This window comes from Pseudomonas sp. p21, from assembly GCF_001642705.1.
In the GTDB taxonomy this organism is placed as follows: Bacteria; Pseudomonadota; Gammaproteobacteria; order Pseudomonadales; family Pseudomonadaceae; genus Aquipseudomonas.
In genome coordinates this window covers 101,978-125,868 of record NZ_LWBV01000008.1, presented here as the reverse complement: position 1 = coordinate 125,868, position 23,891 = coordinate 101,978, and the positions used below count along the sequence as shown (strand labels likewise).

At 64.1% G+C, this 23,891-nt stretch carries 23 protein-coding genes and 1 pseudogene; 11 read left to right on the top strand and 13 right to left on the bottom strand.

Features of this window, described 5'->3' with window-relative positions; translation table 11 throughout:
- Positions 1-125 precede the first annotated feature (125 nt).
- The gene (gene cysQ / locus A4C63_RS21375) at positions 126-944 is read right to left on the bottom strand and encodes a 3'(2'),5'-bisphosphate nucleotidase CysQ (RefSeq protein ID WP_063914469.1); all 819 of its coding nucleotides are present in this window, start codon (positions 942-944) and stop codon (positions 126-128) included.
- A complete protein-coding gene (nudE, locus tag A4C63_RS21370) occupies positions 941-1,507 on the bottom strand; it encodes an ADP compounds hydrolase NudE (protein WP_015268611.1) in 567 nt (188 codons plus the stop codon). The genes cysQ and nudE overlap by 4 nt, the downstream gene beginning before the upstream one ends.
- Positions 1,508-1,571: 64 nt before the next feature.
- Here nudE and yrfG point away from each other — a divergent pair, with 64 nt between their 5' ends.
- Positions 1,572-2,234 (top strand): GMP/IMP nucleotidase, encoded by a 663-nt coding sequence (gene yrfG / locus A4C63_RS21365; RefSeq protein WP_063914468.1) that lies wholly within the window; start codon positions 1,572-1,574, stop codon positions 2,232-2,234.
- A 111-nt stretch (positions 2,235-2,345) separates the two neighbouring features.
- On the opposite strand, the gene lysM is transcribed toward yrfG, so the two are convergent.
- Positions 2,346-2,786: a peptidoglycan-binding protein LysM gene (gene lysM, locus A4C63_RS21360; protein ID WP_063914467.1), complete on the bottom strand. Its 441-nt coding sequence runs from the start codon at positions 2,784-2,786 to the stop codon at positions 2,346-2,348.
- A gap of 174 nt (positions 2,787-2,960) precedes the next feature.
- Between lysM and fdhD the strand changes: the two genes are divergently transcribed.
- The 3 genes from fdhD to A4C63_RS21345 all read left to right on the top strand — a co-directional run bounded on the left by fdhD (position 2,961) and on the right by A4C63_RS21345 (position 6,941).
- Positions 2,961-3,791 carry a formate dehydrogenase accessory sulfurtransferase FdhD gene (fdhD, locus tag A4C63_RS21355; protein WP_063914466.1) on the top strand — a complete coding sequence of 277 codons (831 nt, stop codon included), beginning with the start codon at positions 2,961-2,963 and terminating at the stop codon, positions 3,789-3,791.
- Positions 3,792-3,796: 5 nt separating this feature from the next.
- Positions 3,797-6,142 carry an FdhF/YdeP family oxidoreductase gene (locus A4C63_RS21350; RefSeq protein ID WP_063914465.1) on the top strand — a complete coding sequence of 782 codons (2,346 nt, stop codon included), beginning with the start codon at positions 3,797-3,799 and terminating at the stop codon, positions 6,140-6,142.
- A 316-nt stretch (positions 6,143-6,458) separates the two neighbouring features.
- A complete protein-coding gene (locus tag A4C63_RS21345) occupies positions 6,459-6,941 on the top strand; it encodes a glycine zipper domain-containing protein (RefSeq protein WP_063914464.1) in 483 nt (160 codons plus the stop codon).
- Between the two features lie 55 nt (positions 6,942-6,996).
- On the opposite strand, the gene A4C63_RS21340 is transcribed toward A4C63_RS21345, so the two are convergent.
- The 3 genes from A4C63_RS21340 to hslO form a co-directional block, all read right to left on the bottom strand.
- Positions 6,997-7,437 (bottom strand): thioesterase family protein, encoded by a 441-nt coding sequence (locus A4C63_RS21340; protein WP_063914463.1) that lies wholly within the window; start codon positions 7,435-7,437, stop codon positions 6,997-6,999.
- 226 nt (positions 7,438-7,663) lie between these two features.
- Positions 7,664-9,205 carry a phosphoenolpyruvate carboxykinase gene (locus tag A4C63_RS21335; protein ID WP_063914462.1) on the bottom strand — a complete coding sequence of 514 codons (1,542 nt, stop codon included), beginning with the start codon at positions 9,203-9,205 and terminating at the stop codon, positions 7,664-7,666.
- A gap of 179 nt (positions 9,206-9,384) precedes the next feature.
- On the bottom strand, positions 9,385-10,284 hold the full coding sequence (gene hslO / locus A4C63_RS21330; protein ID WP_063914461.1) for an Hsp33 family molecular chaperone HslO: 900 nt from the start codon (positions 10,282-10,284) through the stop codon (positions 9,385-9,387).
- A 122-nt stretch (positions 10,285-10,406) separates the two neighbouring features.
- Here hslO and A4C63_RS21325 point away from each other — a divergent pair, with 122 nt between their 5' ends.
- Entirely contained in the window at positions 10,407-11,201 is a 795-nt protein-coding gene (locus tag A4C63_RS21325; protein WP_063914460.1) for a phosphatase PAP2 family protein, read from the top strand.
- A gap of 111 nt (positions 11,202-11,312) precedes the next feature.
- Here the strand turns inward: A4C63_RS21325 and A4C63_RS21320 are convergent, their stop codons facing one another.
- Positions 11,313-11,714, bottom strand: a complete 402-nt coding sequence (locus A4C63_RS21320) for an RNA-binding S4 domain-containing protein (RefSeq protein WP_013970457.1) — start codon at positions 11,712-11,714, stop codon at positions 11,313-11,315.
- Positions 11,715-11,856: 142 nt separating this feature from the next.
- Between A4C63_RS21320 and A4C63_RS21315 the strand changes: the two genes are divergently transcribed.
- Together A4C63_RS21315 and rimK are read left to right on the top strand one after the other, a co-directional pair.
- Positions 11,857-12,306 carry an ATP-dependent zinc protease gene (locus A4C63_RS21315; RefSeq protein WP_170931083.1) on the top strand — a complete coding sequence of 150 codons (450 nt, stop codon included), beginning with the start codon at positions 11,857-11,859 and terminating at the stop codon, positions 12,304-12,306.
- Positions 12,303-13,208 (top strand): 30S ribosomal protein S6--L-glutamate ligase, encoded by a 906-nt coding sequence (gene rimK / locus A4C63_RS21310; RefSeq protein WP_015268602.1) that lies wholly within the window; start codon positions 12,303-12,305, stop codon positions 13,206-13,208. Before A4C63_RS21315 ends, rimK begins: the two co-directional genes overlap by 4 nt.
- A 115-nt stretch (positions 13,209-13,323) precedes the next feature.
- Here rimK and A4C63_RS21305 read toward each other — a convergent pair whose 3' ends face one another.
- Both A4C63_RS21305 and ompR read right to left on the bottom strand, forming a co-directional pair.
- Positions 13,324-14,637, bottom strand: coding sequence for an ATP-binding protein (locus A4C63_RS21305; protein ID WP_063914459.1), 1,314 nt, complete (start codon positions 14,635-14,637; stop codon positions 13,324-13,326).
- Between the two features lie 13 nt (positions 14,638-14,650).
- The gene (gene ompR, locus A4C63_RS21300) at positions 14,651-15,391 is read right to left on the bottom strand and encodes a two-component system response regulator OmpR (protein ID WP_012270052.1); all 741 of its coding nucleotides are present in this window, start codon (positions 15,389-15,391) and stop codon (positions 14,651-14,653) included.
- Between the two features lie 217 nt (positions 15,392-15,608).
- Between ompR and A4C63_RS21295 the strand changes: the two genes are divergently transcribed.
- From A4C63_RS21295 to A4C63_RS21280, 4 genes are all read left to right on the top strand, one after another.
- The gene (locus A4C63_RS21295; protein WP_063914458.1) at positions 15,609-17,933 is read left to right on the top strand and encodes a Tex family protein; all 2,325 of its coding nucleotides are present in this window, start codon (positions 15,609-15,611) and stop codon (positions 17,931-17,933) included.
- Positions 17,933-18,316, top strand: a complete 384-nt coding sequence (locus tag A4C63_RS21290) for a PaaI family thioesterase (RefSeq protein WP_003257433.1) — start codon at positions 17,933-17,935, stop codon at positions 18,314-18,316. Before A4C63_RS21295 ends, A4C63_RS21290 begins: the two co-directional genes overlap by 1 nt.
- 153 nt (positions 18,317-18,469) lie before the next feature.
- A complete protein-coding gene (gene gshA, locus A4C63_RS21285) occupies positions 18,470-20,047 on the top strand; it encodes a glutamate--cysteine ligase (protein ID WP_172827544.1) in 1,578 nt (525 codons plus the stop codon).
- The gene (locus tag A4C63_RS21280; protein WP_063914456.1) at positions 20,047-20,679 is read left to right on the top strand and encodes a TetR/AcrR family transcriptional regulator; all 633 of its coding nucleotides are present in this window, start codon (positions 20,047-20,049) and stop codon (positions 20,677-20,679) included. The genes gshA and A4C63_RS21280 overlap by 1 nt, the downstream gene beginning before the upstream one ends.
- 139 nt (positions 20,680-20,818) lie before the next feature.
- Here A4C63_RS21280 and A4C63_RS21275 read toward each other — a convergent pair whose 3' ends face one another.
- From A4C63_RS21275 to ssuD, 4 genes and pseudogenes are all read right to left on the bottom strand, one after another.
- Complete coding sequence (locus A4C63_RS21275) at positions 20,819-21,034, bottom strand: molybdopterin-binding protein (protein WP_003255829.1); 216 nt, start codon at positions 21,032-21,034, stop codon at positions 20,819-20,821.
- Between the two features lie 44 nt (positions 21,035-21,078).
- Positions 21,079-21,943: pseudogene (gene ssuB, locus A4C63_RS21270) on the bottom strand (aliphatic sulfonates ABC transporter ATP-binding protein).
- Positions 21,888-22,685 (bottom strand): aliphatic sulfonate ABC transporter permease SsuC, encoded by a 798-nt coding sequence (gene ssuC, locus A4C63_RS21265; RefSeq protein ID WP_063914455.1) that lies wholly within the window; start codon positions 22,683-22,685, stop codon positions 21,888-21,890. Before ssuC ends, ssuB begins: the two are co-directional and overlap by 56 nt.
- 10 nt (positions 22,686-22,695) lie before the next feature.
- The gene (ssuD, locus tag A4C63_RS21260) at positions 22,696-23,844 is read right to left on the bottom strand and encodes an FMNH2-dependent alkanesulfonate monooxygenase (protein ID WP_063914454.1); all 1,149 of its coding nucleotides are present in this window, start codon (positions 23,842-23,844) and stop codon (positions 22,696-22,698) included.
- Between the last annotated feature and the right edge of the window lie 47 nt (positions 23,845-23,891).

The window sequence follows — 23,891 nt, the reverse complement described above, 5'->3', positions numbered from 1 at the left end:
GGAAGGCTGTCGCGATCCCTGTGGGTGCGGGCGCGCCCGCGAAGCAGGCACCGCCGGTGTTCGCGGGCTTGCCCGCTCCCACAGGTTCTGCGTAGCTACGAAGAATTGCTGCACCTGTGGAGTCGTCAGATCAGGTTCAGGAAGGCTTGACGCCACGCAGCATTGGCCGGCAACGCCAGGAAATGCGGGTTGAGCAACGATTCCCGCGCTGGGTACCGGAACGGCAAGCCATCCAGCCCGATCACTTCGCCCCCTGCTCCTTCCACCACCCCCTGCGCCGCCGCGGTGTCCCACTGCGAGGTCGGGGCCAGGCGCGGATAGCAATCGGCGCTACCCTCGGCCAACAGGCAGAACTTCAACGAACTGCCGATATTGGCCAGTTCCAGCTCCCCCACCGCCATCCCCAGCCCCGCCAACAGTGCTTCCTGTTCCGGGCTGGAATGCCGACGGCTGGCAACCACGGTAAAGCGCCCACCTGTAGGCGGCGCGTTGCGTACCTGGATCGGCTGGGCTGCTTCACCGGCCTCCGCACGCCAGGCCCCCAATTCGCGACCACCGAAATAGCAGCGCCCGTTGGTCGGCATGGACACCACGCCAAACACCACCTCGCCGTTTTCGACCAGGGCGATGTTGACCGTGAACTCTTCACTGCCGGCAATGAATTCCTTGGTGCCGTCCAGCGGATCGACCAGCCACCAGCGGCTCCAGCCCTGGCGCTCGGCCAACGGAATGTTGCAGTCCTCTTCGGACAGCACCGGGATTTGCGGCGCCAACGCCAGCAGGCCATCGGCAATCACCCGGTGCGCCGCCAGGTCGGCGGCGGTGACCGGCGAATCGTCGGCCTTGTTGGTCACGGCCACATCGGCGCGCCAGAACGGCAGAATTGCCTCGCCCGCCAACAGGGCCAGCTTGACCACTTCGTGCATCAATTGCAGGTCGTTCATGCTTCCAGCAGCCCCCGCTGAATCAGCAGGTCACGCGCCAGGTACAGCGCCGCCAGGGCACGCCCCTCGGTGAACTGCGGGTGCATGGCCAGGGCCGAGAGCTCGCGCAGGTTGACCTTGTCGACCCGCATCGGCTCCGGCTCGTCGCCTTCCAGGCGCTCCTCGTACAGGTCGCTGGCCAGCACCACCTGGATCTTCTGGCTCATGTAGCCCGGCGACAGCGACAGCTCGGTGAGGTGCTCCAGCTGGCGCGCGCCAAAACCGGCTTCTTCCTTGAGCTCCCGGTCGGCTGCCGCCAGCACGTCCTCGCCCGGCTCGATCAGGCCCTTGGGCAACGACAGCTCATATTCGTCGGTGCCGCCGCAGTATTCCTCCACCAGCACTGCGTGCTCGGCGTCGAGCATGGCCACGATCATCACCGCCCCGTAGCCATTGCCCCGGCCCACCAGGCGCTCGTAGGTGCGTTCGTTGCCATTGCTGAAGCGCAATTGCACGGCTTCGACGCGAAACAGGCGGCTGCTGGCGACGATTTCGCGGCTGAGGACGGTGGGTTTCTGGCGCATGGGGCGGCTCCTTGGCGTGAACGGGTTACTATACCGTGGCTTGCCGACTGATCGAGAGTTTCCCATGCCTGTTCTTCCCTGGTCTGCCATCGATACCGTCCTGCTGGACATGGACGGCACCCTGCTTGACCTGCATTACGACAACCGCTTCTGGCTGGATCACCTGCCCCAGCGCTATGCCGAGCTGCACGGGGTAAGCCGGGCCATGGCGGAAATGGAGCTGCAGCCGCTGTTCGAACGCAATGCCGGTACGCTGAACTGGTATTGCCTGGACTTCTGGAGCCGCGAGCTGCGGCTGCCGATCCGCGAGCTGAAACAGGAAATCGCCGACCTGATCGCCCTGCGCCCGGATGCCGATACCTTCCTGGCAGCGATCCGCGACGCGGGCAAGCGCGTGGTGATGATCACCAATGCGCACCGGGATTCGCTGTCGCTGAAGCTGGAGCGGGTGGAGCTGGCGCCATATTTCGAGCGGCTGATCAGCTCGCATGACTATGGCTACCCGAAGGAAAGCCCGCAGTTCTGGGATGCCTTGCAGGCAGACATTGGCTTTGAACCGGAGCGCAGCCTGTTCATCGATGACACCCTGGCGATTCTGCGCAGTGCCAGACGGTTTGGCGTGGGGCATCTGCTGGCGGTGCGCCAGCCGGATAGCCAGGCAGGGCCGCGGGATACCGAAGAGTTTGCGGCGGTCGAGGATTACCGGGAATTGTTGGCAGGCCTGTGAAGGCCCTTTCGCGGGTAAACCCGCTCCCACAGGATCACCACAGGCCTGAACTGTGTGCGATCCCTGTGGGAGCGGGTTTACCCGCGAAGAGGCCGGTACAGGCTGCAGAGATCAGTCAGGAATACGCAGCACCTGCCCCGGATAGATCTTGTCCGGGTGCTTGAGCATCGGTTTGTTGGCCTCGAAGATCTTCTGGTACTTGTTGGGGTCGCCATACACCTTCTTCGAAATGGCACTCAATGTATCGCCCTTCTCAACCGTCACGAACCGCGCCGCCTGGGCCACCGGCCCGGTCACGATGATCTGGTCATCGACACTGGCCACGCCAGCGATGTTGCCCGCCGCCAGGATGATCTTCTCTTTCTCCTCCTGGCTGGCCACCTCGCCCTTGAGGATGATCTTGTCCCCCTCTACAGTGGCCATGATATTCGGATTGCCCAGGCCAACACTTTCCACGTGTTTCTTCAGCTGCTCTTCGGCATTGGCATTGCCGGGGGTCAGCAGGTCGATCAACTTCTCGCCCGCTTCCTTGACGAAACTGAACAAGCTCATAGCGCTCTCCTTGTTGACGAAACCTCGGACACAGCAGTCTAGGCCAGCTTTCCCCCTGTTGCCCCATGCGACCCATCGACGCGGTCTATCAAGGCATAGACCCTAGCGATTAGACGCCGTCGGCCCGCACGCCTAGGCTTGTGCTATCCGAAAGCTGCCGATAGCCCCACCCCGATGAACAGCAAACCTCCGGTCTGCGCGGCCTCATCGCCCTTGTCCATGCCCGCCGCCAGCAACAGCTACGACTACGTCCAGCTCAGCGACGCCAGACGCGACAATACGCCCTTGGCCGAAGAAGTGGCGCTGGCCATTGCCTACAACGGCCTCAACCAGGCGGTGATGCTGGTCAGCCCAACCGACCTGGAAGACTTCGCCGTCGGCTTCAGTGTCGGCAGCGGTATTGTCGAAGGCCCCACGGAAATCTACGACCTGAAGCTCTCCGGCAGCGGCTCGGCGATGTATGCCGACCTGGAGATTTCAAGCCGTGCATTCTGGAACCTGAAAAACCAGCGCCGCCAGCTGGCCGGCACCAGTGGTTGCGGCCTGTGCGGGGTCGAAGCGCTGGAGCAGGCACTGCCAGAGCTGGCCGAGCTGCCTGGCGCGCCGTTGCCACCGGCGCAATGGCTGGTCGGCCTGCGTGAGCGCATCGATGCCTTCCAGCCCCTCGGCCAGCACTGCGGCGCGGTGCATGCGGCGCTGTTCATGGACCGCCATGGCGAACTGCTGCTCGGTCGTGAAGACATCGGCCGGCACAACGCCCTCGACAAGCTGATCGGTGCCCTGCTGCGCCAAGGCATCGACAGCCAGGGCGGCCTGGCTATCGTCACCAGCCGCTGCAGCCTGGAGCTGATCCAGAAAGTGTTGCGGGCCGGTATCCAGACCCTGGTCAGCCTGTCAGCGCCCACCGGCCTTGCCCTGCAATGGGCGCGCAAGCACAACCTCAACCTTATCCATCTGCCCAAGCACAGCGCACCGCGGGTCTACAGCCCAGCGGCGGAGTCGTAACACTCGTGACCTCGTACCAACACCTCCCGGACAACGCCCCAGCCTCCTCCCCTCGCTACAAGCCCTACCACGGCCCCGCCGGTGGCTGGGGCGCGCTGCGCAGCGTGGCCAAGGCCTGGGTCGGCAGCGACAACGCACTGAAGAACATTCGCGCCCTGCTCAAGACCAACCAGAACGGCGGTTTCGACTGCCCCGGCTGCGCCTGGGGCGATTCGCCGGAAAGCGGCATGGTCAAGTTCTGCGAGAACGGTGCCAAGGCGGTGAACTGGGAGGCGACCAAGCGCCGCGTCGATGCTGCCTTTTTTGCCCGCTACAGCGTCACTTCGCTACTGCAGCAGAGCGACTACTGGCTGGAGTACCAGGGGCGCCTGACCGAGCCGATGGTCTATGACGCGCCTAGCGATCGCTACCAGCCGATCAGCTGGGATGCCGCTTTCGCCCTGATTGCCCGCGAGCTGAACAAGCTGGCCAACCCTGACCAGGCCGAGTTCTACACGTCGGGGCGCGCCAGCAACGAGGCGGCATACCTGTACCAGTTGTTCGTACGCGCCTACGGCACCAACAACTTCCCCGACTGCTCGAACATGTGTCACGAGGCCAGTGGCGTGGCCTTGGGGCAAAGCGTCGGGGTCGGCAAGGGCACTGTCACCTTCGACGACTTCGAGCATGCCGACGCGATTTTCGTCTGGGGCCAGAACCCCGGCACCAACCACCCGCGCATGCTCGACCCGCTGCGCGATGCGGTCAAACGCGGGGCGCAGGTGGTGTGCATCAACCCGCTCAAGGAACGGGGCCTGGAGCGCTTCCAGCACCCGCAGAACCCGCTGGAAATGCTGACCAACAGCGACCGGCCGACCAACACCGCATTCTTCCGCCCGGCCCTGGGCGGCGACATGGCGATGCTGCGCGGCATGGCCAAGTTCGTCCTGCAATGGGAACGCGAAGCCCAGGCCAAGGGCGAACCGGCCATCTTCGACCACGCCTTCATTGCCGAACATGGCCATGGCGTCGACGAGTACCTGGCGGTGGTGGATGCTACCCCGTGGGAGCACATCCAGGCCCAGTCCGGTCTGGCGCTGGCCGACATCGAACTGGCCGCGCGCATGTATTGCCGCGGCAAGCGGGTGATCATGTGCTGGGCGATGGGCATTACCCAGCACCGCCATTCGGTGCCGACCATCCAGGAAATCGTCAACCTGCAGATGCTGCGCGGCAACATCGGCGTACCAGGCGCCGGCCTGTGCCCGGTGCGCGGGCACAGCAACGTGCAGGGTGACCGCACCATGGGCATCAACGAACGCCCACCGGTGGCCCTGCTGGACGCCATCGAGCAGCGCTTCGGCTTCCCCGTGCCCCGGCACAACGGCCACAACACCGTCGAGGCGATCCACGCCATGCTCGAAGGCCGGGCCAAGGTGTTCATCGGCCTGGGCGGCAACTTCGCCCAGGCCACGCCGGACACCGAACGCACCGCCCAGGCATTGCGCAACTGCGAGCTGACCGTGCACATCAGCACCAAGCTCAACCGCAGCCACCTGGTGCACGGCAAGCAGGCACTGATCCTGCCGTGCCTGGGCCGCACCGACATCGACCTGCAGGCCGAAGGGCCACAGGCGGTAACGGTAGAGGACTCGTTCAGCATGGTCCACGCCTCCAATGGCCAGCTGAAGCCGCTGTCGACGCAGATGCGCTCGGAGCCGGCGGTGATCGCTGGTATCGCCGCCGCCACCCTGGGCAAGAAGCCCGTGGACTGGCACTGGCTGGTGGCGGACTATGACCGTATTCGCGAGCTGATCGGCGACACCATCGCCGGCTTCAGCGGCTTCAACCAGCGCCTGCGCGAGCCGGGCGGTTTCTACCTGGGCAACAGCGCCGCCAGCCGCGAATGGAAGACCAGCACCGGCCGCGCCAACTTCAAGGCCAACCTGCTGCCCGACACGCTGCTCGACGAGCGCGTACGCGCCAGCGGCCAAGTGCCGGACCTGATCATGCAGTCGATGCGCTCGCACGATCAGTACAACACCACCATCTACGGCCTGGATGACCGTTACCGCGGCGTACGCGGCCAGCGCGAGGTGCTGTTCGCCAACGAAGCCGACATCATCCGCCTGGGCTTCCAGCCGGGGCAGCAGGTCGACATCGTGTCGTTGTGGGGGGATGAGCATGTGCGCCGCGTGCACGGCTTTACCCTGCTGGCCTTCGACATCCCGGCCGGGCAGGCGGCGGCTTACTACCCGGAGGTGAACCCGCTGGTGCCGCTGGAAAGCATTGGCGATGGCAGCCATACGCCGACGTCGAAGTTCATTGCCATCAAGCTGGAGCGGGCGCGGGACGACGGGCGTATCCTGTAGGAATCGTGTTGGCCTCTTCGCGGGCACGCCCGCTCCCACAGGAAGTCCACATGTTTCGATTCCTGTGCTGTACCTGTGGGAGCGGGCGTGCCCGCGAAGAGGCCGGAAGCCCTACCGCAAAAAACAAAAAAGCCCTGTTCCATATCGGTTCAGGGCTTCGTCATAAAGGCTTCAGACAGCGGAAAAACAATAAAGTTTCATAGTAAATACAGTAAGTTAGAGAATTGTGCACAAGTCGTGTTACTCGTCGGATTTCCGTTGCCAGGCGCGCTTGTTGGGCTCAAATTCGCCTCGTCATCCCTATGAGGCTCTCTTGATGAAGAAGTACTCCTCGATACTGTTGTTGTCTTTCAGCTTGCTCAGCGGCGTTGCCATGGCAGGCGGCACCACCGAGGCCGGCATTGGCGGCGCATTGGGTGGGGTACTGGGCTCTGTCGTGGGCCAGTCCATTGGTGGTAGCACAGGCGGCGCGATCGGCGCTGGCCTGGGCGGCGCAGCTGGCAGTGCAGTCGGTGCCAACAAGCACCAGCGTGGTGAGGCAGCCATCGGTGGCGCATTGGGCGCCGCAGGCGGCAACGTGGTCGGCCGCTCCATGGGCGGCACTACCGGTAGCTACATTGGCGCGGCAGCCGGCGGTGGCGCCGGTGGCGCACTGGGTAACTACATGGGTAAAGAGGCCGACAGAGACGATTACCACGATGGCCGCCGCTACCGTCGTGGCTATGACGACGACCGTCGCCACTGGGACCGTGGCCACCACTACGGCCACCGCAAGCACAAGCGCCACTGGCGCGACTAACGCCTGAGGGCCCTGCCCCGGCAACAAAAGCCCCGCCCCTGCCAGCGGGGCTTTTTTATGCCTGCTGTTCCAGCAGGATGCCAGACAGGATCACCTGCAACACCGCTGGCAACGCCACAGGCCGGCCACTGGTGCGTTCGATGAACACCTGCACCACCGTGCCTGCCGCACACGCCTCCGGCTCCCCTGGGCGGAACAGCGCCAGGCGGTACTCCACCGTGCTGCCCGCCAGGCGCGTTACCCCCAGCCCCACTTCCAGCACGTCCGGGAAGCCCGGCAACGCGTAGAAATCCGCCGCCGAACTGACCACGAAGGCCGCCAGCTCGCCGTCACGCAGGTCCAGTTCGGCCTGTTCGACGAGGAACGCCTGGATGGCGGTTTCGAAAAAGCCGTGCACGGTGGCACCGGCGATATGGCCGTTCAGGTCATTGTCCTGGGGACGGGTGAGGATGGGGTGGAAGTGAGAGAAGGCAGTGCGCTGGGGGGATTCGGTCATCTGGCTGGCTCTTGTCTTCGCAATGGATGCTGACAGTGAAACAGAAAAACCGGATTTCCGCTGCTTGTGCGGGCCTCTTCGCGGCCGCTCCCACAGGTACACCACCAACGTTGAATGCAGTGCAGTGCCTGTGGGAGCGGCTTTAGCCGCGAAGAGGCCGGCACAGGCAGTAGAAAACGAAAAGGCCGCCCGTTGGGGCGGCCTTTTCGTTACAGGTAGGCTCAGCTTACAGCTGCGGGCCTGCGGCCTTGATGGCGTCGGAAACTTCGAACTTCTTGAAGTTTTCGATGAACAGCTTGGCCAGGCCTTTGGCGGCCTCGTCGTAGGCAGCCTTGTCAGCCCAGTTGGTGCGCGGGTTGAGCAGCTCGGTTTCAACGCCCGGAACGGCCTTCGGCACGTCCAGGTTGATGATGTCCAGGTGCTCGGTTTCGGCACCGATCAGCGCGCCGCTCTGGATCGCAGCGATCACGGCACGGGTGGTCGGGATGCTGAAGCGCTTGCCAACGCCGTAGCCACCGCCGGTCCAGCCGGTGTTGACCAGATAGACCTTCGAGTCGAAGCCCTTGATACGCTTGATCAGCAGCTCGGCGTACTCGCCAGCCGGGCGCGGGAAGAACGGGGCGCCGAAGCAGGTGGAGAAGGTCGACTTGATGCCGCTGCCCGAACCCATTTCGGTGGAACCGACCAGCGCGGTGTAGCCGGACAGGAAGTGGTAGGCCGCCTGCTCGTTGTTCAGGATCGAAACCGGCGGCAGAACACCAGTCAGGTCGCAGGTCAGGAAGATGACTGCGTTCGGCTCGCCGCCCAGGTTCGCTTCGGAACGCTTGGCAACGTGCTCCAGCGGGTAGGCCGCACGGCTGTTCTGGGTCAGGCTGACATCGCTGTAGTCGGCGTGCTTGTTGGCGTCGAGAACGACGTTTTCCAGCACGGCACCATGCTTGATGGCTTTCCAGATGACCGGCTCGTTCTTCTCGGACAAGTCGATGCACTTGGCGTAGCAACCGCCTTCGATGTTGAAGACCACGCCCTCGCCCCAGCCGTGCTCGTCGTCACCAATCAGGTAACGGCTTTCGTCGGCCGACAGGGTGGTCTTGCCGGTGCCGGACAGGCCGAAGAACAGGGTCACATCGCCTGCTTCGCCGATGTTGGCGGCGCAGTGCATCGGCAGTACGTCGGCAGCCGGCAGCAGGAAGTTCTGCACCGAGAACATGGCTTTCTTCATTTCGCCGGCGTAGCGCATGCCAGCGATCAGCACCTTCTTCTGGGCGAAGTTGATGATCACGCAACCATCGGAGTTGGTGCCGTCACGCTCAGGTTCGCACACGAAGTTGGCGACGTTGAGGACCTGCCACTCGCCACGACCAGCCGGGTTGTACTGCTCCGGGTTGATGAACAGGCAACGACCGAACAGGTTCTGCCAGGCAGTCTGGGTGGTCATCTTCACCGGCAGGTAGTGCTCGGCGGCCGCCCCTACGTGGACGTAGGAAACGAAGTGATCCTGGGCGTTGTTGAACGCCTCGACGCGGTCCCACAGGGCATCGAACTTGTCGGCCGGGAACTTGCGGTTGATCGGGCCCCAGGCAATGGCGTCCTGGGTGGAAGGTTCTTCGACGATGAAACGGTCAGCCGGCGAACGGCCAGTACGGTGACCAGTCTCCACGACCAGTGCACCAGTATCGGCTAGTACGCCTTCACCGCGTTGCAGCGCTTCTTTTACCAGCTCATCGACGCTCAGGTCGGTGTACACGGTGTTGTTGGCTTGCGTCATGAGATACCCCATCCGGCCCGAGGCCGAGTGCTCCAAACGTTTTGTAGTTGTCTTGAAAAAACTACTACAGCGAAAAAAGTGGCCGGATTATGCCAGAAACGCCCAAAAAAAGTAGGCCCCTCCTGTCAGAACTGCGCTTTTGCGCAATTAGACAGGAGATTATCCTGTGGTTAAACGTTTCAGTGACGAGTTTCTGAGGCTACGTCAGTACCGCCACCGGCAAACAGTTGCGCCACATCGCTGGCGTCGAAGAAATAGCGCTCGTTACAGAACTGGCAATCGATCTCCACCTGCCCGCCGCATTCTTCCACCAGCGCCTTGGCGTCGTGCTCGCCCAAACTGACCAGCGCATTGCCGGAACGTTCGCGTGAGCAGCTGCAATTGAAGCGCAGCGGCTGGATGTCGAACAGGCGCACGGCGTCTTCGTGGTACAGGCGGTGCAGCAGGGTTTCGTTGTCCAGCGCCCACTCATCAGCCTTGAGCGTGGTGGCCAATGCCACAACGTGCTGCCAGCTTTCTTCACGCTCTTCATCGTCCGGCTGGCGATCGCGCGGCAGTTGCTGCAGCAGCAGACCACGGGCCTTGCCGCCTTCGGCGTTGAGCCAGAAGCGGGTATTGAGCTGTTGCGACTGGACGAAGTAGTTGGTGAAGCACTCCGACAGGGTGGCGCCATCAAGATCCACGGTGCCCTGGTAGCGTTGGCCCTTGACCGGATCGATGGTCAGGGTCAGGTGGCCGTCTGGCATCAGTTGCGACAGGGTGGCGCCGTCAGGGATCTGCTCGGCGTCATAACGCGCCATGCCTCGGATGTCGCGCTCGCCCGAGCACTCCACCATCAGCAGCGGGATCGGCCCTTCCGAACGCGCCTGCAGAATCAGCAGGCCGTCGAACTTCAACGCCCCCACCAGCAAGGCGGTGGCGGCCATCAGCTCACCGAGCAGCGCCTGTACCGGCTGCGGGTATTCATGACGCGCCAGCACCGCGGCGTAGCTGTCGTCGAGAGACACCCACTCGCCGCGCACATCGCGCTCGTCGAAGATGAAACGTTGGGTGAAATCGGTATCAGGCAAGTCGCTCATAGGTTTTGGCTATCTAAAAAATGATGACAAAATGGTTACAAGGGTTGTCGAGAAACATGCGAGAACCCCGTGACAGAGCGCTCACAAGGCGCTCCGATTCCTGTTTGCAATAGAGGTATTTTATGGATAATCGACCACTGTTCCAAGCAAGGTGGTCCTGGGGGCCATTGGCAGCCTGTACGCTGCTTCCCATCGCTCTACTGTCTTTCTGGTTATGGCCCATTGGCCAGATCCTGTGCCTGACTTTCGACGAGTGGCTGTTCCACAGCCTGAATGCGCCGCTAGCCGACAACACCACATGGCGCTACATCTGGACCATCGGCAGCCTGCGCCCGTTCGACATCGTCGTCGGCCTGATCCTTCTGGCAGTGCTTATCCGTGGCGACTGGGTGTTCAAGGCAACCCAGGTTCGCCAGGCCTTTTTCGGCTTTCTGGTCACGCTAACCCTCTTAGTGGTGATTCGCGCGCTGTTTTCCAAGTGGGTGGATGCAGCCGGCTGGCAGCACAAGAGCCCGTCGATGATGTTCGACGAGGTGGTGCACCTCAGCGACTACTACCCGAACCTGGAGGCGGCCTGGGAGCTCAAGGACCGTTCCAGCAAGAGTTTCCCGGGGGACCATGCCTCGGTGCTGTTGGTCTGGGCGCTGTTCATGAGCGTGTTCAGCCGCCGCCTGGTGCAGTACCTGGTGGTCTGGGGGCTGGCGGTACTGTTCATGTTGCCGCGCCTGGTGGCCGGTGCCCACTGGGGGCAGGATGACTATATCGGCGGGCTGCTGATGGCAGTGCTGGCGTTGGGCTGGAGCTGCTACACACCGCTGGCGGCCAAGGGTAGTGCGGTGCTGATGCGCTGGACAGCGCCGTTGTTCGCGATCGCGGCCAAGTTACCGTTGGTCGGGCGCTTGGCGGTGACCCGCTAGATCCTTGGGGCTACTGCGTAGCCCATCGCGACACAAGGCCGCTCCTACCGGGGAACGCGATTTCCTGTAGGAGCGGCCTTGTGTCGCGAAAGGGCCGCAACGCGGCCCCGGCTATTCGAAGCTGCCATGCAACTGGTGAATCTGCCGCCGCTGCTTCTTGGTCGGCCGCCCATCGGTGGTCACACCCATCGCCCCGGCCTTGCGCAGTTCAGCCGCCTGCTCACGCCGACGCACGCTGTCCTCGGTCTCTTCGTACAACGTCTGCGCCTCTGGCGCCCCACGCCGCACCACCGACAGCGCCTTCACCACCACGGTACGTTCATCGAACCCGGTACGCAGCACGAACTCGTCACCCACCCGCGGTTCCTTGCCCGGCTTGCAGCGCTCGCCCCGGCAATGCACCTTGCCGCTCTCGATCGCCGCCTTGGCCAACGCGCGGGTCTTGTAGAAGCGTGCCGCCCACAGCCATTTGTCCAGGCGAACCTTGTCGTCGTCTTCGGCTTTTTGTGCCATCCCGTTACCTCGAACGCTGTGTTTCATCGAACTGTACTACCGTAACGATCGGATGCAAAAAATCCCCGCCGTGCTTACAGTTCAACACCTCATCCGCAGGGTGCGTTTCGTGAAGACATTTGACCATTTGACTGTGATCGGCCTGCGCGAGTGGGTCGCCCTGCCCGACCTTGGCGTGGCCGGGCTGCGCGCCAAGATCGACACCGGCGCCAGCACCTCCAGCCTGCACGCCACCGAGGTGGAGCCGTTCGAGCGCGACGGCCAGCCCTGGGTCCGCTTCACTGCACACCTGGGCTCGGTGGTGCAGTTGCGCCACCGCCGCTGCGAAGCACCGCTGGTGACCATGAAAACCATCAAGAGCTCCAACGGCCAGGCCCAGACCCGCTATGTCATCCGCACGTCACTGGCCCTGGGCGATGGTGTGTGGGAGGTGGAGTTCACCCTGGCCTGCCGCAAGAACATGCGTTACCGCCTGTTGCTGGGCTCCAAGGCCCTGATCCATGGCCAGCTGGTGGTCAACCCTGGCCTGAAGTACGTCCAAGACAAACCGGCCTTCCCGGCCACCCTTTCCCCTGTAACAGGTGCTGCATGAAGATCGCTGTGCTGTCGCGCAATCCGCGTCTGTATTCCACCCGCCGCCTGGTCGAAGCCGGTACCCAGCGGGGCCACGAAATGGTGGTGATCGATACCCTGCGGGCCTACATGAACATTGCCAGCCACAAGCCGCAGATCCACTACCGCGGCAAGCCGCTGGAAGGCTTCGACGCGGTGATCCCGCGCATTGGTGCCTCGGTAACCTTCTATGGCTGCGCGGTGCTGCGCCAGTTCGAGATGATGGGCGTGTATCCGCTCAACGAGTCGGTAGCGATTGCCCGCTCCCGCGACAAGCTGCGTTCGCTGCAACTGCTGTCGCGGCGTGGCATCGGCCTGCCGATTACCGGCTTCGCCCACTCGCCGGACGACATCCCCGACCTTATCCAGATGGTCAACGGCGCCCCGCTGGTGATCAAGGTGCTGGAAGGCACCCAGGGCATCGGCGTGGTGCTGTGCGAAACCACCAAGGCCGCCGAATCGGTGATCGAGGCGTTCATGGGGCTGAAGCAGAACATCATGGTGCAGGAATACATCAAGGAAGCGGGTGGCGCGGACATCCGCTGCTTCGTGGTCGGCGACAAAGTCATCGCGTCGATGAAGCGCCAGGCCAAGCCGGGGGAATTCCGTTCCAATTTGCACCGCGGCGGGGTGGCCAGCCTGATCAAGATCACCCCGGAAGAACGCATGACCGCCATTCGCGCGGCCAAGGTGATGGGCTTGAGTGTGGCGGGTGTGGATATCCTGCGCTCCAACCATGGGCCATTGGTGATGGAGGTGAACTCGTCGCCGGGGCTGGAAGGTATCGAAGTGACCACCGGCAAGAACGTGGCCGGCATGATCATCGAGCACCTGGAGAAGAACGGCGGGCCTAACCAGACCAGGACCAAGGGTAAGGGCTGAAATCCTGGGGCTGCTTTGCAGCCCATTCGCAGCACAAGGCTGCTCCTACAAGAGATCGCGTCCCCCTGTAGGAGCAGCCTTGTGCTGCGAATGGGCCGCAAAGCGGCCCAGGCAATCACACGGCATTTCGCGGCAGCAACAACCCCAGCGGCAGCCTCACCCGCGCCTCGATCCCGCCACCGGACCGATTGCGCAATTCCACATTCCCGCCATGCTGCGCCGCGATCCGCTTGACGATCGCCAGCCCCAGCCCGGTGCCCTTGCCGCCGCGCGCCCGGTCGCCACGAATGAACGGGTTGAAGATGGTCTCTAGCTCCGACTCGTCGATCCCCGTCCCGCGGTCCAGCACGCTCAGCACTACATACGGCGCACTCTCGTCGCCCGACACATAGGCGGCCACCTCGACCCCCTTGCCGGCGTGGTGCAGGGCGTTGCCGATCAGGTTGCCCAACATGCGCTTGAGCGAAACCCGGCGCAGCGGGAACGGTGGAATCGGCTCCAGGCACAGCCGCACCCGTTCTTCCGGCTGGTTGTACGGCGCCACCACCTCGCGCACCAGGTCGGCCAGGTCCACCTCCTCCACCGGCTCGTCTCGGCCATCGCGGATAAAGGCCAGGAACTGGTCGAGGATCGCGTCCATGTCCTCGATATCACGGACCATGTCGTCACTCAGTTCGCTGTCGCTGTTCAACAACGACAGCGACAGGCGCAGGCGCGTCAGCGGTGTACGCAGGTCATGGGAAACCCCGGCCAGCATCAGCTCACGCTCACGCCCGGCCTGCTCGACATCCTCGGCCATCTGGTTGAAGGCCTTGTACACCTCGGTCATCTCACTGGGCGTGTCGCTGATCGGCAGGCGCACGCTGCGCCCCTGGCCCAGCTGGCGGGCGGCGAACACCAGGCGCTTGAGCGGCTGGTTCAGCTGGCGCACGAATATCCAGGCCGAGGCGGTGGACAACAGGCCGATGGCCAGGAACCAACCCAGCACGTTCCAGATCTTCTGCCCACGCAGCGGGTGCGGGTACAGTGGTACCTTCAACCAACCCGGGCCCAGGCTTGGTGCATTGACCCACAACGCCGGCGGCGCATGAATGCGCAGCCGTACCTCGGTGTCTTCGCCCAACTCGGCCTGCATCTGCCGTTGGTATATTTCGCTGTAGGGCCAGTGCTGCTCACCCTCGGGCACCCCCGAGCCGGTGACCCGGATAAGGCCAGCCGCTTCGGCGATCTTGTCGCGGTTTTCTTCGTCGGCCGCCCAATAGGCGCGCAGGGTCAGCGCCACACCGTGGCTGTACTGACGGTCGACCAGCACGTCCTCGTTCATCAACAGGTAGACCAGGGTCAAGGCCTTGGAGAACAGGACGACGATCAACACCAGCCACAGGGTGCGGGCGAAGAAACTTTGCGGAAACCAGAGCGGTGTTTTCATCGACGGCGCGGCATCATTTACCGGCGTTTCCGTCCGGCACGAACACGTAGCCCACGCCCCAGACGGTCTGGATATAACGCGGCTTGGACGGGTCCGGCTCGATCATGCGGCGCAGACGCGAGATCTGCACGTCGATGGAGCGTTCCAGCGCATCCCACTCGCGGCCACGGGCCAGGTTCATCAGCTTGTCGCGGGTCAGCGGCTCGCGTGCGTGCATCACCAGTGCCTTGAGCACAGCGAACTCGCCGGTGGTGAGCATGTGCACTTCGTCGCCACGCTTGAGTTCACGGGTGGCCAGCGACAGCTCATAGTCGCCGAAGGTGACCGACTCGTCTTCGCTACCAGGCGCACCCGGCACGCTCGGTGCCTGACGGCGCAGCACGGCCTTGACCCTGGCCATCAGCTCGTCCGGGTTGAACGGCTTGCCCAGGTAGTCGTCGGCGCCCAGCTCCAGGCCCTTGATACGGCTGAGCTCGTCGCCCTTGGCGGTAAGCATGATGATCGGGATCTGGTTGTTCTGCTGGCGCAGGCGCTTGCACGCCGACAGGCCATCTTCGCCGGGCAGCATCAGGTCGAGCACCACCAGGTTGAACACTTCACGCTGCAGCAGGCGGTCCATCTGCTCGGTGTTGGGCACCGCGCGGGCACGGTAGCCCTTGCTGGTGAAGAAACGTTCCAGCAGGCTGCTCAGCCCCGGGTCGTCGTCGACGATGAGAATCTTGTCACCTTCAGCGGTGTTTGGCGTGCCGGTCATGAATAACTCCTCTGATATCGCCGCGCATTATGGCGTAGCCATTGCTGCACGTTGCGTGAGCATTGTTAGCAGATTTTTCCCCCGGCGCCAGTTCCGGCTGGCCGGGCGCCATCACCGCAAGCCGTTTGCGATGGGTATAATGCGCGGCTTTCATCCAGCGCCGCCGGGCGACAGGCCCACAGGCGACCCCCGTATTCACAAATGTCAGGTGGTTTACATGGACAGCATCAACAGCCGTATCGCCGAGGAACTGGGCGTACGCCCCCAGCAGGTCGAGGCGGCCGTGGGCCTGTTGGACGAAGGCTCGACCGTGCCCTTCATCGCCCGCTACCGCAAGGAAGTGACCGGTAGCCTGGACGACACCCAGCTGCGCCATCTGGAAGAGCGCCTGCGCTACCTGCGCGAACTCGACGAGCGCCGCGCCAGCATCCTGGCCAGCATCGAGGAACAGGGCAAGCTGACCCCGGAACTGGCCCGCGAGATCAAGCTGGCCGACACCAAGACCCGCCTCGAAGACCTGTACCTGCCGTACAAGCAGAAGCGCCGCACCAAGGGCCAGATCGCCCTGGAAGCCGGCCTCGGCGAGCTGGCCGACGGCCTGTTCAACAACCCCGACCTGGCCCCGGAAAGCGAAGCCGCGCGCTTCGTCAACGCCGACAAAGGCGTGGCCGACATCAAGGCCGCGCTGGAAGGCGCCAAGTACATCCTCATGGAGCGCTTCGCCGAAGACGCCGCCCTGCTCGACAAGCTGCGCAGCTTCCTCAAGCAGGAGTCGGTGCTCAGCGCCCGCGTCGTGCCTGGCAAGGAAGAAGAAGGCGCCAAGTTCCGCGACTACTTCGCCCATGACGAACTGCTGCGCAACGCCCCGTCGCACCGCGCCCTGGCCATTTTTCGCGGGCGCAACGAAGGCGTGCTGAGCGCCTCGCTGAAAGTTGGCGAAGAACTGCCCGGCACCCTGCACCCGTGCGAGCTGATGATCGGCAACCACGTCGGCATCGAGAACCGCAACCGCCCGGCCGACAAGTGGCTCGGCGAAGTGGTGCGCTGGACCTGGAAGGTCAAGCTGTACACCCACCTGGAAACCGACCTGTTCGGCGAGCTGCGCGACAACGCCGAAGGCGAGGCGATCAACGTGTTCGCCCACAACCTGCACGACCTGCTGCTGGCCGCCCCGGCCGGCCCGCGCGCCACCCTGGGCTTCGACCCGGGCCTGCGCACCGGCTGCAAGATCGCCGTGGTCGATGCCACCGGCAAGCTGCTGGACCACACCACGGTCTACCCGCACGCGCCGAAGAACGACTGGGACCGCACCATTTCCATCATGGCCGCACTGTGCGCCAAGCACTCGGTGGAGCTGATCGCCATCGGCAACGGCACCGCCAGCCGCGAAAGCGACAAGCTGGTGGCAGAACTGGTCAAAAAGTATCCAGCGCTGAAGATCACCAAGGTCATGGTCTCCGAGGCCGGCGCTTCGGTGTATTCCGCATCGGAACTGGCTGCCCGCGAATTCCCGGACCTGGACGTGTCGATCCGTGGCGCCGTGTCGATTGCCCGCCGCCTGCAGGACCCGCTGGCCGAGCTGGTGAAAATCGACCCGAAATCCATCGGTGTCGGCCAATACCAGCACGACGTGTCCCAGCTGAAACTGGCGCGCGGCCTGGACGCCGTGGTCGAGGACTGCGTGAACGCCGTGGGCGTGGATGTCAACACCGCCTCGGTGGCGCTGCTGACGCGCATCTCCGGCCTTAACGCCACCCTGGCGCAGAACATCGTCGCCCACCGCGATGCCAACGGCCCGTTCGCCACCCGTGCAGCGCTGAAAAAGGTCAGCCGCCTGGGCGAGAAAACCTTCGAACAGGCCGCCGGCTTCCTGCGCGTGATGAACGGCGACAACCCGCTGGACGCCTCCGCAGTGCACCCCGAGGCCTACCCGCTGGTGCAGCGCATTGCCGCCGACACCGACCGCGACATCCGCTCGCTGATCGGCGACAGCAGTTTCCTCAAGCGCCTGGACCCGAAGAAATTCACCGACGAAACCTTCGGCCTGCCGACCGTCACCGACATCCTGCAGGAACTGGACAAGCCTGGCCGCGACCCACGCCCCGAGTTCAAGACCGCCACCTTCCAGGACGGCGTCGAAGACCTCAAGGACCTGGAGCCGGGCATGATCCTCGAAGGCGTGGTGACCAACGTCACCAACTTCGGCGCCTTCGTCGACATCGGCGTGCACCAGGACGGCCTGGTGCACATCTCGGCGCTGTCGGAGAAGTTCGTCAAGGACCCGCGTGAAGCGGTCAAGGCCGGCGACGTGGTCAAGGTCAAGGTCATGGAAGTGGACATCCCGCGCAAGCGCGTCGGCCTGTCCATGCGCATGAGTGACACCCCGGGCGAGAAGGTCGACGGCAACCGCGGTGGTAACCGTGGCAATGGCGGCAACCGCCAGCAGCAGGCGCCGCGCCAGCGCGAAACCGCCACTGCGGCCCCGGCCAACAACGCCATGGCCGCCCTGTTCGCCAACGCCAAGCAGCTGAAGAAGAAGTGATGGACGTTCCACGCGAATACGTCGAAAGCGCCTTCAGCCAGCTCCTCGGCTGCCGCCTGCAACGCCTGGAAACAGGTGTTGCCGAAGTAGCCCTGGCGCTTGAGCCACACTTGCGCAACCGTGGCCAGAAGCTGCATGGCGGGGCGATCTTCAGCCTGGTGGACATCGCCATGGGCCTGGCCTGCTCGGCCAGCCATGGCTTCGACCAGCAAAGCGTCACCATCGAGTGCAAGATCAACTACATGCGCGCCGTCAGTGACGGCGAGGTGCTGTGCACCGCCCGTGTGCTTCATGCCGGGCGGCGCACCCTGGTAGTCGACGCCGACGTAGTCCAGGGCGACAAGCTGGTGGCGAAAGCGCAAGGAACCTTCGCGGTTCTCTAGCTCACCAAGCAGTATCTGCGGTATTTTCAGCAGTGCGCTGGCACTGCTGGATCCGCGTTAACCAGGCGACAACGCCAGTTCCTTTCTTCCTACCCTTGTAGACCGTTATCTCTACCCCCATATTGGGGCGACTGACGCGTGAAGGAATACATCTTGAGCGACCTCCTCAACCGCCGCCTGAGCCTGCTCGGCGCCAATCTCCCCCTGCTCAAGCAGTGCCTGCACGGTATTGAGCGCGAATGCCTGCGCGTGACCGACGAAGGTCGCCTGGCCCAGACCCCGCATCCGCAAGCCTTGGGATCGGCGCTGACCAACGAGCAGATCACCACCGATTATTCCGAGTCGCTGCTGGAGTTCATCACCCCGGCCCTGCCCGACCCGGCCAAGGTGCTGGAAAGCCTCGAAGAGACCCACCGTTTCGTCTACAGCAAGCTGGGCGACGAATACCTGTGGAGCCCGTCGATGCCCTGCACGCTGCCGGCCGAGGAGGACATCCCGATCGCCGAGTACGGCAGCTCGAACATCGGCAAGCTCAAGCACGTCTACCGCAAGGGCCTGGCCCTGCGCTACGGCCGCACCATGCAGTGCATCGCCGGTATCCATTACAACTTCTCGCTGCCCGAAGCGCTGTGGCCACTGCTGCGCGCTGCCGAAGGCGGCAGCGAGAGCGACCGCGACTACCAGTCGTCGGCCTATATCGCGCTGATCCGCAATTTCCGCCGTTACAGCTGGCTGCTGATGTACCTGTTCGGCGCCTCGCCGGCCCTGGACAAAGGCTTCCTGCGTGGCCGCCCGCACCAGCTCGAAGAGCTGGATGCCGAAACCCTGTACCTGCCCTACGCCACCAGCCTGCGCATGAGCGACCTGGGCTACCAGAGCAACGCCCAGGCTGGCCTGACGCCGTGCTACAACAACCTGGCCAGCTACACCGACAGCCTGCGCAAGGCGGTGGGTACGCCCTACCCGCCCTACGTTGAAGTCGGCACGCACGTGGACGGCGAGTGGGTACAGCTGAACACCAACATCCTGCAGATCGAAAACGAGTACTACTCGAACATCCGCCCCAAGCGCGTCACCTACACCGGCGAGCGGCCGATCCAGGCCCTGACCTCGCGCGGCGTGCAGTATGTGGAAGTGCGATGCCTGGACATCAACCCATTCCTGCCGGTAGGCATCGACCTGACCGAAGCGCGCTTCCTCGACGCGTTCCTGCTGTTCTGCGCGCTGGAAGACAGCCCGCAACTGGACAACGGCGAATGCGGCCAGTGCACCAACAACTTCCTGACCGTGGTCAAGGAAGGCCGTCGCCCGGGCCTCGAACTGCGCCGCAATGGCCAGCCGATCGGCCTTAAGGACTGGGCCAGCGAGCTGATCGAGCGCATCCGGCCACTGGCCGAGCTGCTGGACCAGGCGCAGGGCGGTGCAGAACACGGCAAGGCCCTGGATGCCCAGCAGGCCAAGGTCGACGACGCCTCGCTGACCCCATCGGCACAAGTGCTGGCACGCATGACCGAGCATGACGAAAGCTTCGTCAAGTTCGCCCTGCGCCAGAGCCGTATCCACGCCGAAACCTTCCGCGAGCAACCACTGCCCGCCGAGCGCCAGCAGGCCTTCGAAACCCTCGCCCGCGACTCGCTGGCCGAACAGTCGCGCCTGGAGCAGCAGGAAGTCGGCGACTTCGACCTGTTCGTCGGCGCCTACCAGGCCAGCATCCTGGCGATCAGCAACTGATGACCCGCACTGCCACCCCGCGCAAACCGCGCGCCAGCAGCCAGGCCAGGATCGAGGCGATCCTGGCGGCTGCACGCGAGTTGCTGGCCGAACTGGGGGTGGCGGGCCTGTCGATCTACAGCGTGGCCGAGCGCGCGCAGATTCCACCGTCTTCGGTGTACCACTTCTTCGCCAGCGTGCCGGCGCTGCTGGAGGCGTTGACGGCCGATGTGCACCGGGCCTTCCGTGAAGCGCTGAGCGCGCCGATCGACAGCAATGCGTTCAACACCTGGCACGAACTGTCACGGCTGATCGAGCAGCGCATGCTGGATATCTACAACGAGGATGCCGCAGCGCGGCAGCTGATCCTGGCCCAGCATGGGCTGAGCGAAGTGGTGCAGGCCGATCGGCAGCACGACATGGAGCTGGGCGACTTGATGCACAAGTTGTTTGACCAGCACTTTCATCTGCCGGTGGTGCCGGTGGATGTGGATGTGTTTGCCCTGGCCATGGAATTGAGCGACCGGGTGTATGCGCGGTCGGTGCAGCTGCATGAGGCGATCACCCCGCGCATGGCCGAGGAAGGCAAGCGGGTGTTCGAGGCGTACCTGGGGTTGTATCTGCCGCCGTTTCTGGCCAAGCGTTCCAGCTGAGATCATTGGGGCCGCTGTGCGGCCCTTCGCGGGCACGCCCGCTCCCACAGGGTCCGCGCAAAACCTGAAACCTGCGCAGTACCTGTGGGAGCGGGCGTGCCCGCGAAGGGCTGTAAAGCAGCCCCATGGCCCACACCCATCACAGCTTGGCAATAGACACTTCAGTCGATTTCACGAAAGCAATCACTTCACTCCCCACCTGCAATTCCAGCTCACGCACGGAACGGGTGGTGATGACCGAAGTGACGATGCCCGAGGCAGTCTGCACGTCGATTTCCGACAGTACCGGGCCTTCGAGGATTTCCTTCACGGTGCCTTTGAACTGGTTGCGAACGTTGATGGCTTTGATGGTCATGATTTGATTCCTTCTCTATGGCTTCAGTTTGGTGAGTGAGTCATTCAGTGCGCCCAACGCAACTGCGTGGGCAAAGGGGCTACAGGATCCGGCTCGGGCGCAGCGCCCGGGGCCGACAGAACACGGTTGAGCACTTCGCTTTCCAGCGCGGCCAGGCGGTGCGAACCGCGCGCCCGGGGCCGTGCCAGGTCGACAGTGAGGTCGAGCCCGACCTCGCCGTCCTCGATCAGAATCACCCGGTCAGCCACGGCGACTGCCTCGCTGACATCGTGGGTAACCAGCAACACGGTGAAACCGTGCTGACGCCACAGGCGTTCGATCAGTTGCTGCATCTCGATACGGGTCAATGCATCCAGCGCCCCGAGCGGCTCGTCCAGCAGCAGCAGGCGCGGCTGGTGGATCAGCGCCCGGGCCAAGGCGACGCGCTGCTTCTGGCCACCCGAGAGTGCCGCCGGCCATTCATTGGCGCGGTCGGCCAGGCCAACCGACTCCAAAGCTTCCAGCGCACGCGGGCGCCAGTCGCCAGACAGGCCCAGGCCAACGTTGTCGATCACTTTCTTCCACGGCAGCAGGCGCGCGTCCTGGAACATCAGGCGGGTCTCTTCGCGGGCCTGTTCCAGCGGCGCAGCTCCGGCCAGCAACTGGCCTGCAGTGGGCTGGTCGAGACCAGCCAGCAGGCGCAGCAAGGTGCTCTTGCCGCAGCCACTGCGGCCGACGATGGCGACAAACTGGCCGGCCGGAATGTGCAGCTCGATGCCCTTGAGCACTTCGCGCTGGCCAAAGGTCTTGCGCAGGCCGCTGGACGCCAGCGGGATGCCACGCAGCAGGCGTGGCGGCTGTTCCTTGAGCACAGTCATGCGCCCTCCTTCCTGGCCACTTGGTAGGCCGGGTGCCAGCGCAGCCACACACGCTCCAGGCCGCGGGCGGCGAGGTCGGCAAGCTTGCCGAGCACGGCATACAGGACGATGGCCAGCACCACCACGTCGGTCTGCAGGAATTCGCGGGCGTTCATTGCCAGGTAACCAATGCCGGCGTTGGCCGAGATGGTTTCGGCAACGATCAGGGTCAGCCACATGAAACCCAGGGCAAACCGCACGCCGACCAGGATCGATGGCAGTGCCCCGGGCAGGATCACCTGGCGGAACAGCCCGAAGCCGGACAGGCCGTAGCTGCGCGCCATTTCCACCAGCGCCGGGTCAACGTTGCGGATGCCGTGGTAGGTGTTCAGGTAGATCGGGAACAGCGTGCCCAGCGCGACCAGGAAGATCTTTGCCGACTCGTCGATACCGAACCACAGGATCACCAGCGGGATCAGCGCCAGGTGTGGCACGTTACGGATCATCTGCACCGAGCTGTCGAGCAGGCGTTCACCCCAGTTCGACAGGCCGGTGATGAAGCCCAGCACCAGGCCGATGCTGCCACCGATGACAAAGCCCAGCCCGGCACGCCAGCCACTGATGGCCAGGTGGGTCCAGATCTCGCCACTGCGCACCAGCTCCACGCCGGCGCTGACCACGGCGCTGGGCGCCGGCAGGATGCGCGTCGACAGCCAACCGGCGCTGACCGCCAGCTGCCAGGCGGCCAGCAGCAGTACCGGCAGCGCCCATGGCGCCAGGAGCTGACCAAGGTTGTTGGAAGTTGCACGACTCATGGCCTGGCCCTCAGCTCTGCGCGACGGACTTGGGCAGGATGTCGTTGGCCACCATTTCGCCAAACGGGCTCACATACCCGCCGGTCTTGGCTTGCTCCGGGCGTTGCACATCCAGGTGCGGGAACAGCAGCTCGGCCACCCGGTACGACTCTTCAAGGTGCGGGTAACCGGAGAAGATGAAGGTATCGATGCCCAGCTCGGCGTATTCCTTGACCCGTGCCGCCACGGTCGGGCCATCGCCGACCAGTGCGGTACCGGCACCGCCACGTACCAGGCCGACACCGGCCCACAGGTTGGGACTGACTTCCAGCTTGTCACGGTTGCCGTTGTGCAGGGCGGCCATGCGTTGCTGGCCGACCGAGTCGAAGCGCGCGAGCGAGGCCTGGGCGCGAGCGATGGTGTCGTCGTCCAGGTGCGAGATCAGCTTGTCGGCAGCGGCCCAGGCCTCTTCGTTGGTTTCCCGCACGATCACGTGCAGGCGGATGCCAAAGCGCACTTCGCGGCCCTGGGCGGCGGCTTTCTCACGCACCTGGGCAATTTTTTCGGCGACCGCACTCGGCGGCTCGCCCCAGGTCAGGTACAGCTCGACCTGCTCGGCGGCCAAGTCCTGCGCAGCTTCGGAGGAACCGCCGAAATACAGTGGCGGGCGTGGTTGCTGGATCGGCGGGTAGAGCAGTTTGGCGCCCTTCACCTGGATGTGCTTGCCGTCGTAGTCGACCACCTCGCCTTCGAGCACCTTGCGCCAGATACGGGTGAACTCCACAGAGGCTTCATAGCGTTCCTGATGGTTCAGGTGCAGGCCGTCACCGGCCAACTCGTCCGGGTCGCCACCGGTGACCAGGTTGAACAGCGCGCGGCCGTTGGACAGGCGATCAAGGGTTGCCGCCTGGCGTGCCGCCACGGTCGGCGAAATGATCCCGGGGCGCAGGGCGACCAGGAACTTCAGGCGCTGGGTCACCGGGATCAGCGATGCCGCGACCAGCCAGGAGTCCTCGCAGGAACGCCCGGTAGGGATCAGCACACCACCAAAGCCGAGCCGGTCGGCTGCCTGGGCGATCTGCTGCAGGTAGCCGTGGTCGACGGCGCGGGCGCCCTCGGAAGTGCCCAGGTACTTGCCGTCACCATGGGTAGGGAGGAACCAGAAAATGTTAAGGCTCATTGGAGTTGTCTCCTCAAGGGGGGCTCAGCCAGGGCGGCGCCCCGGCG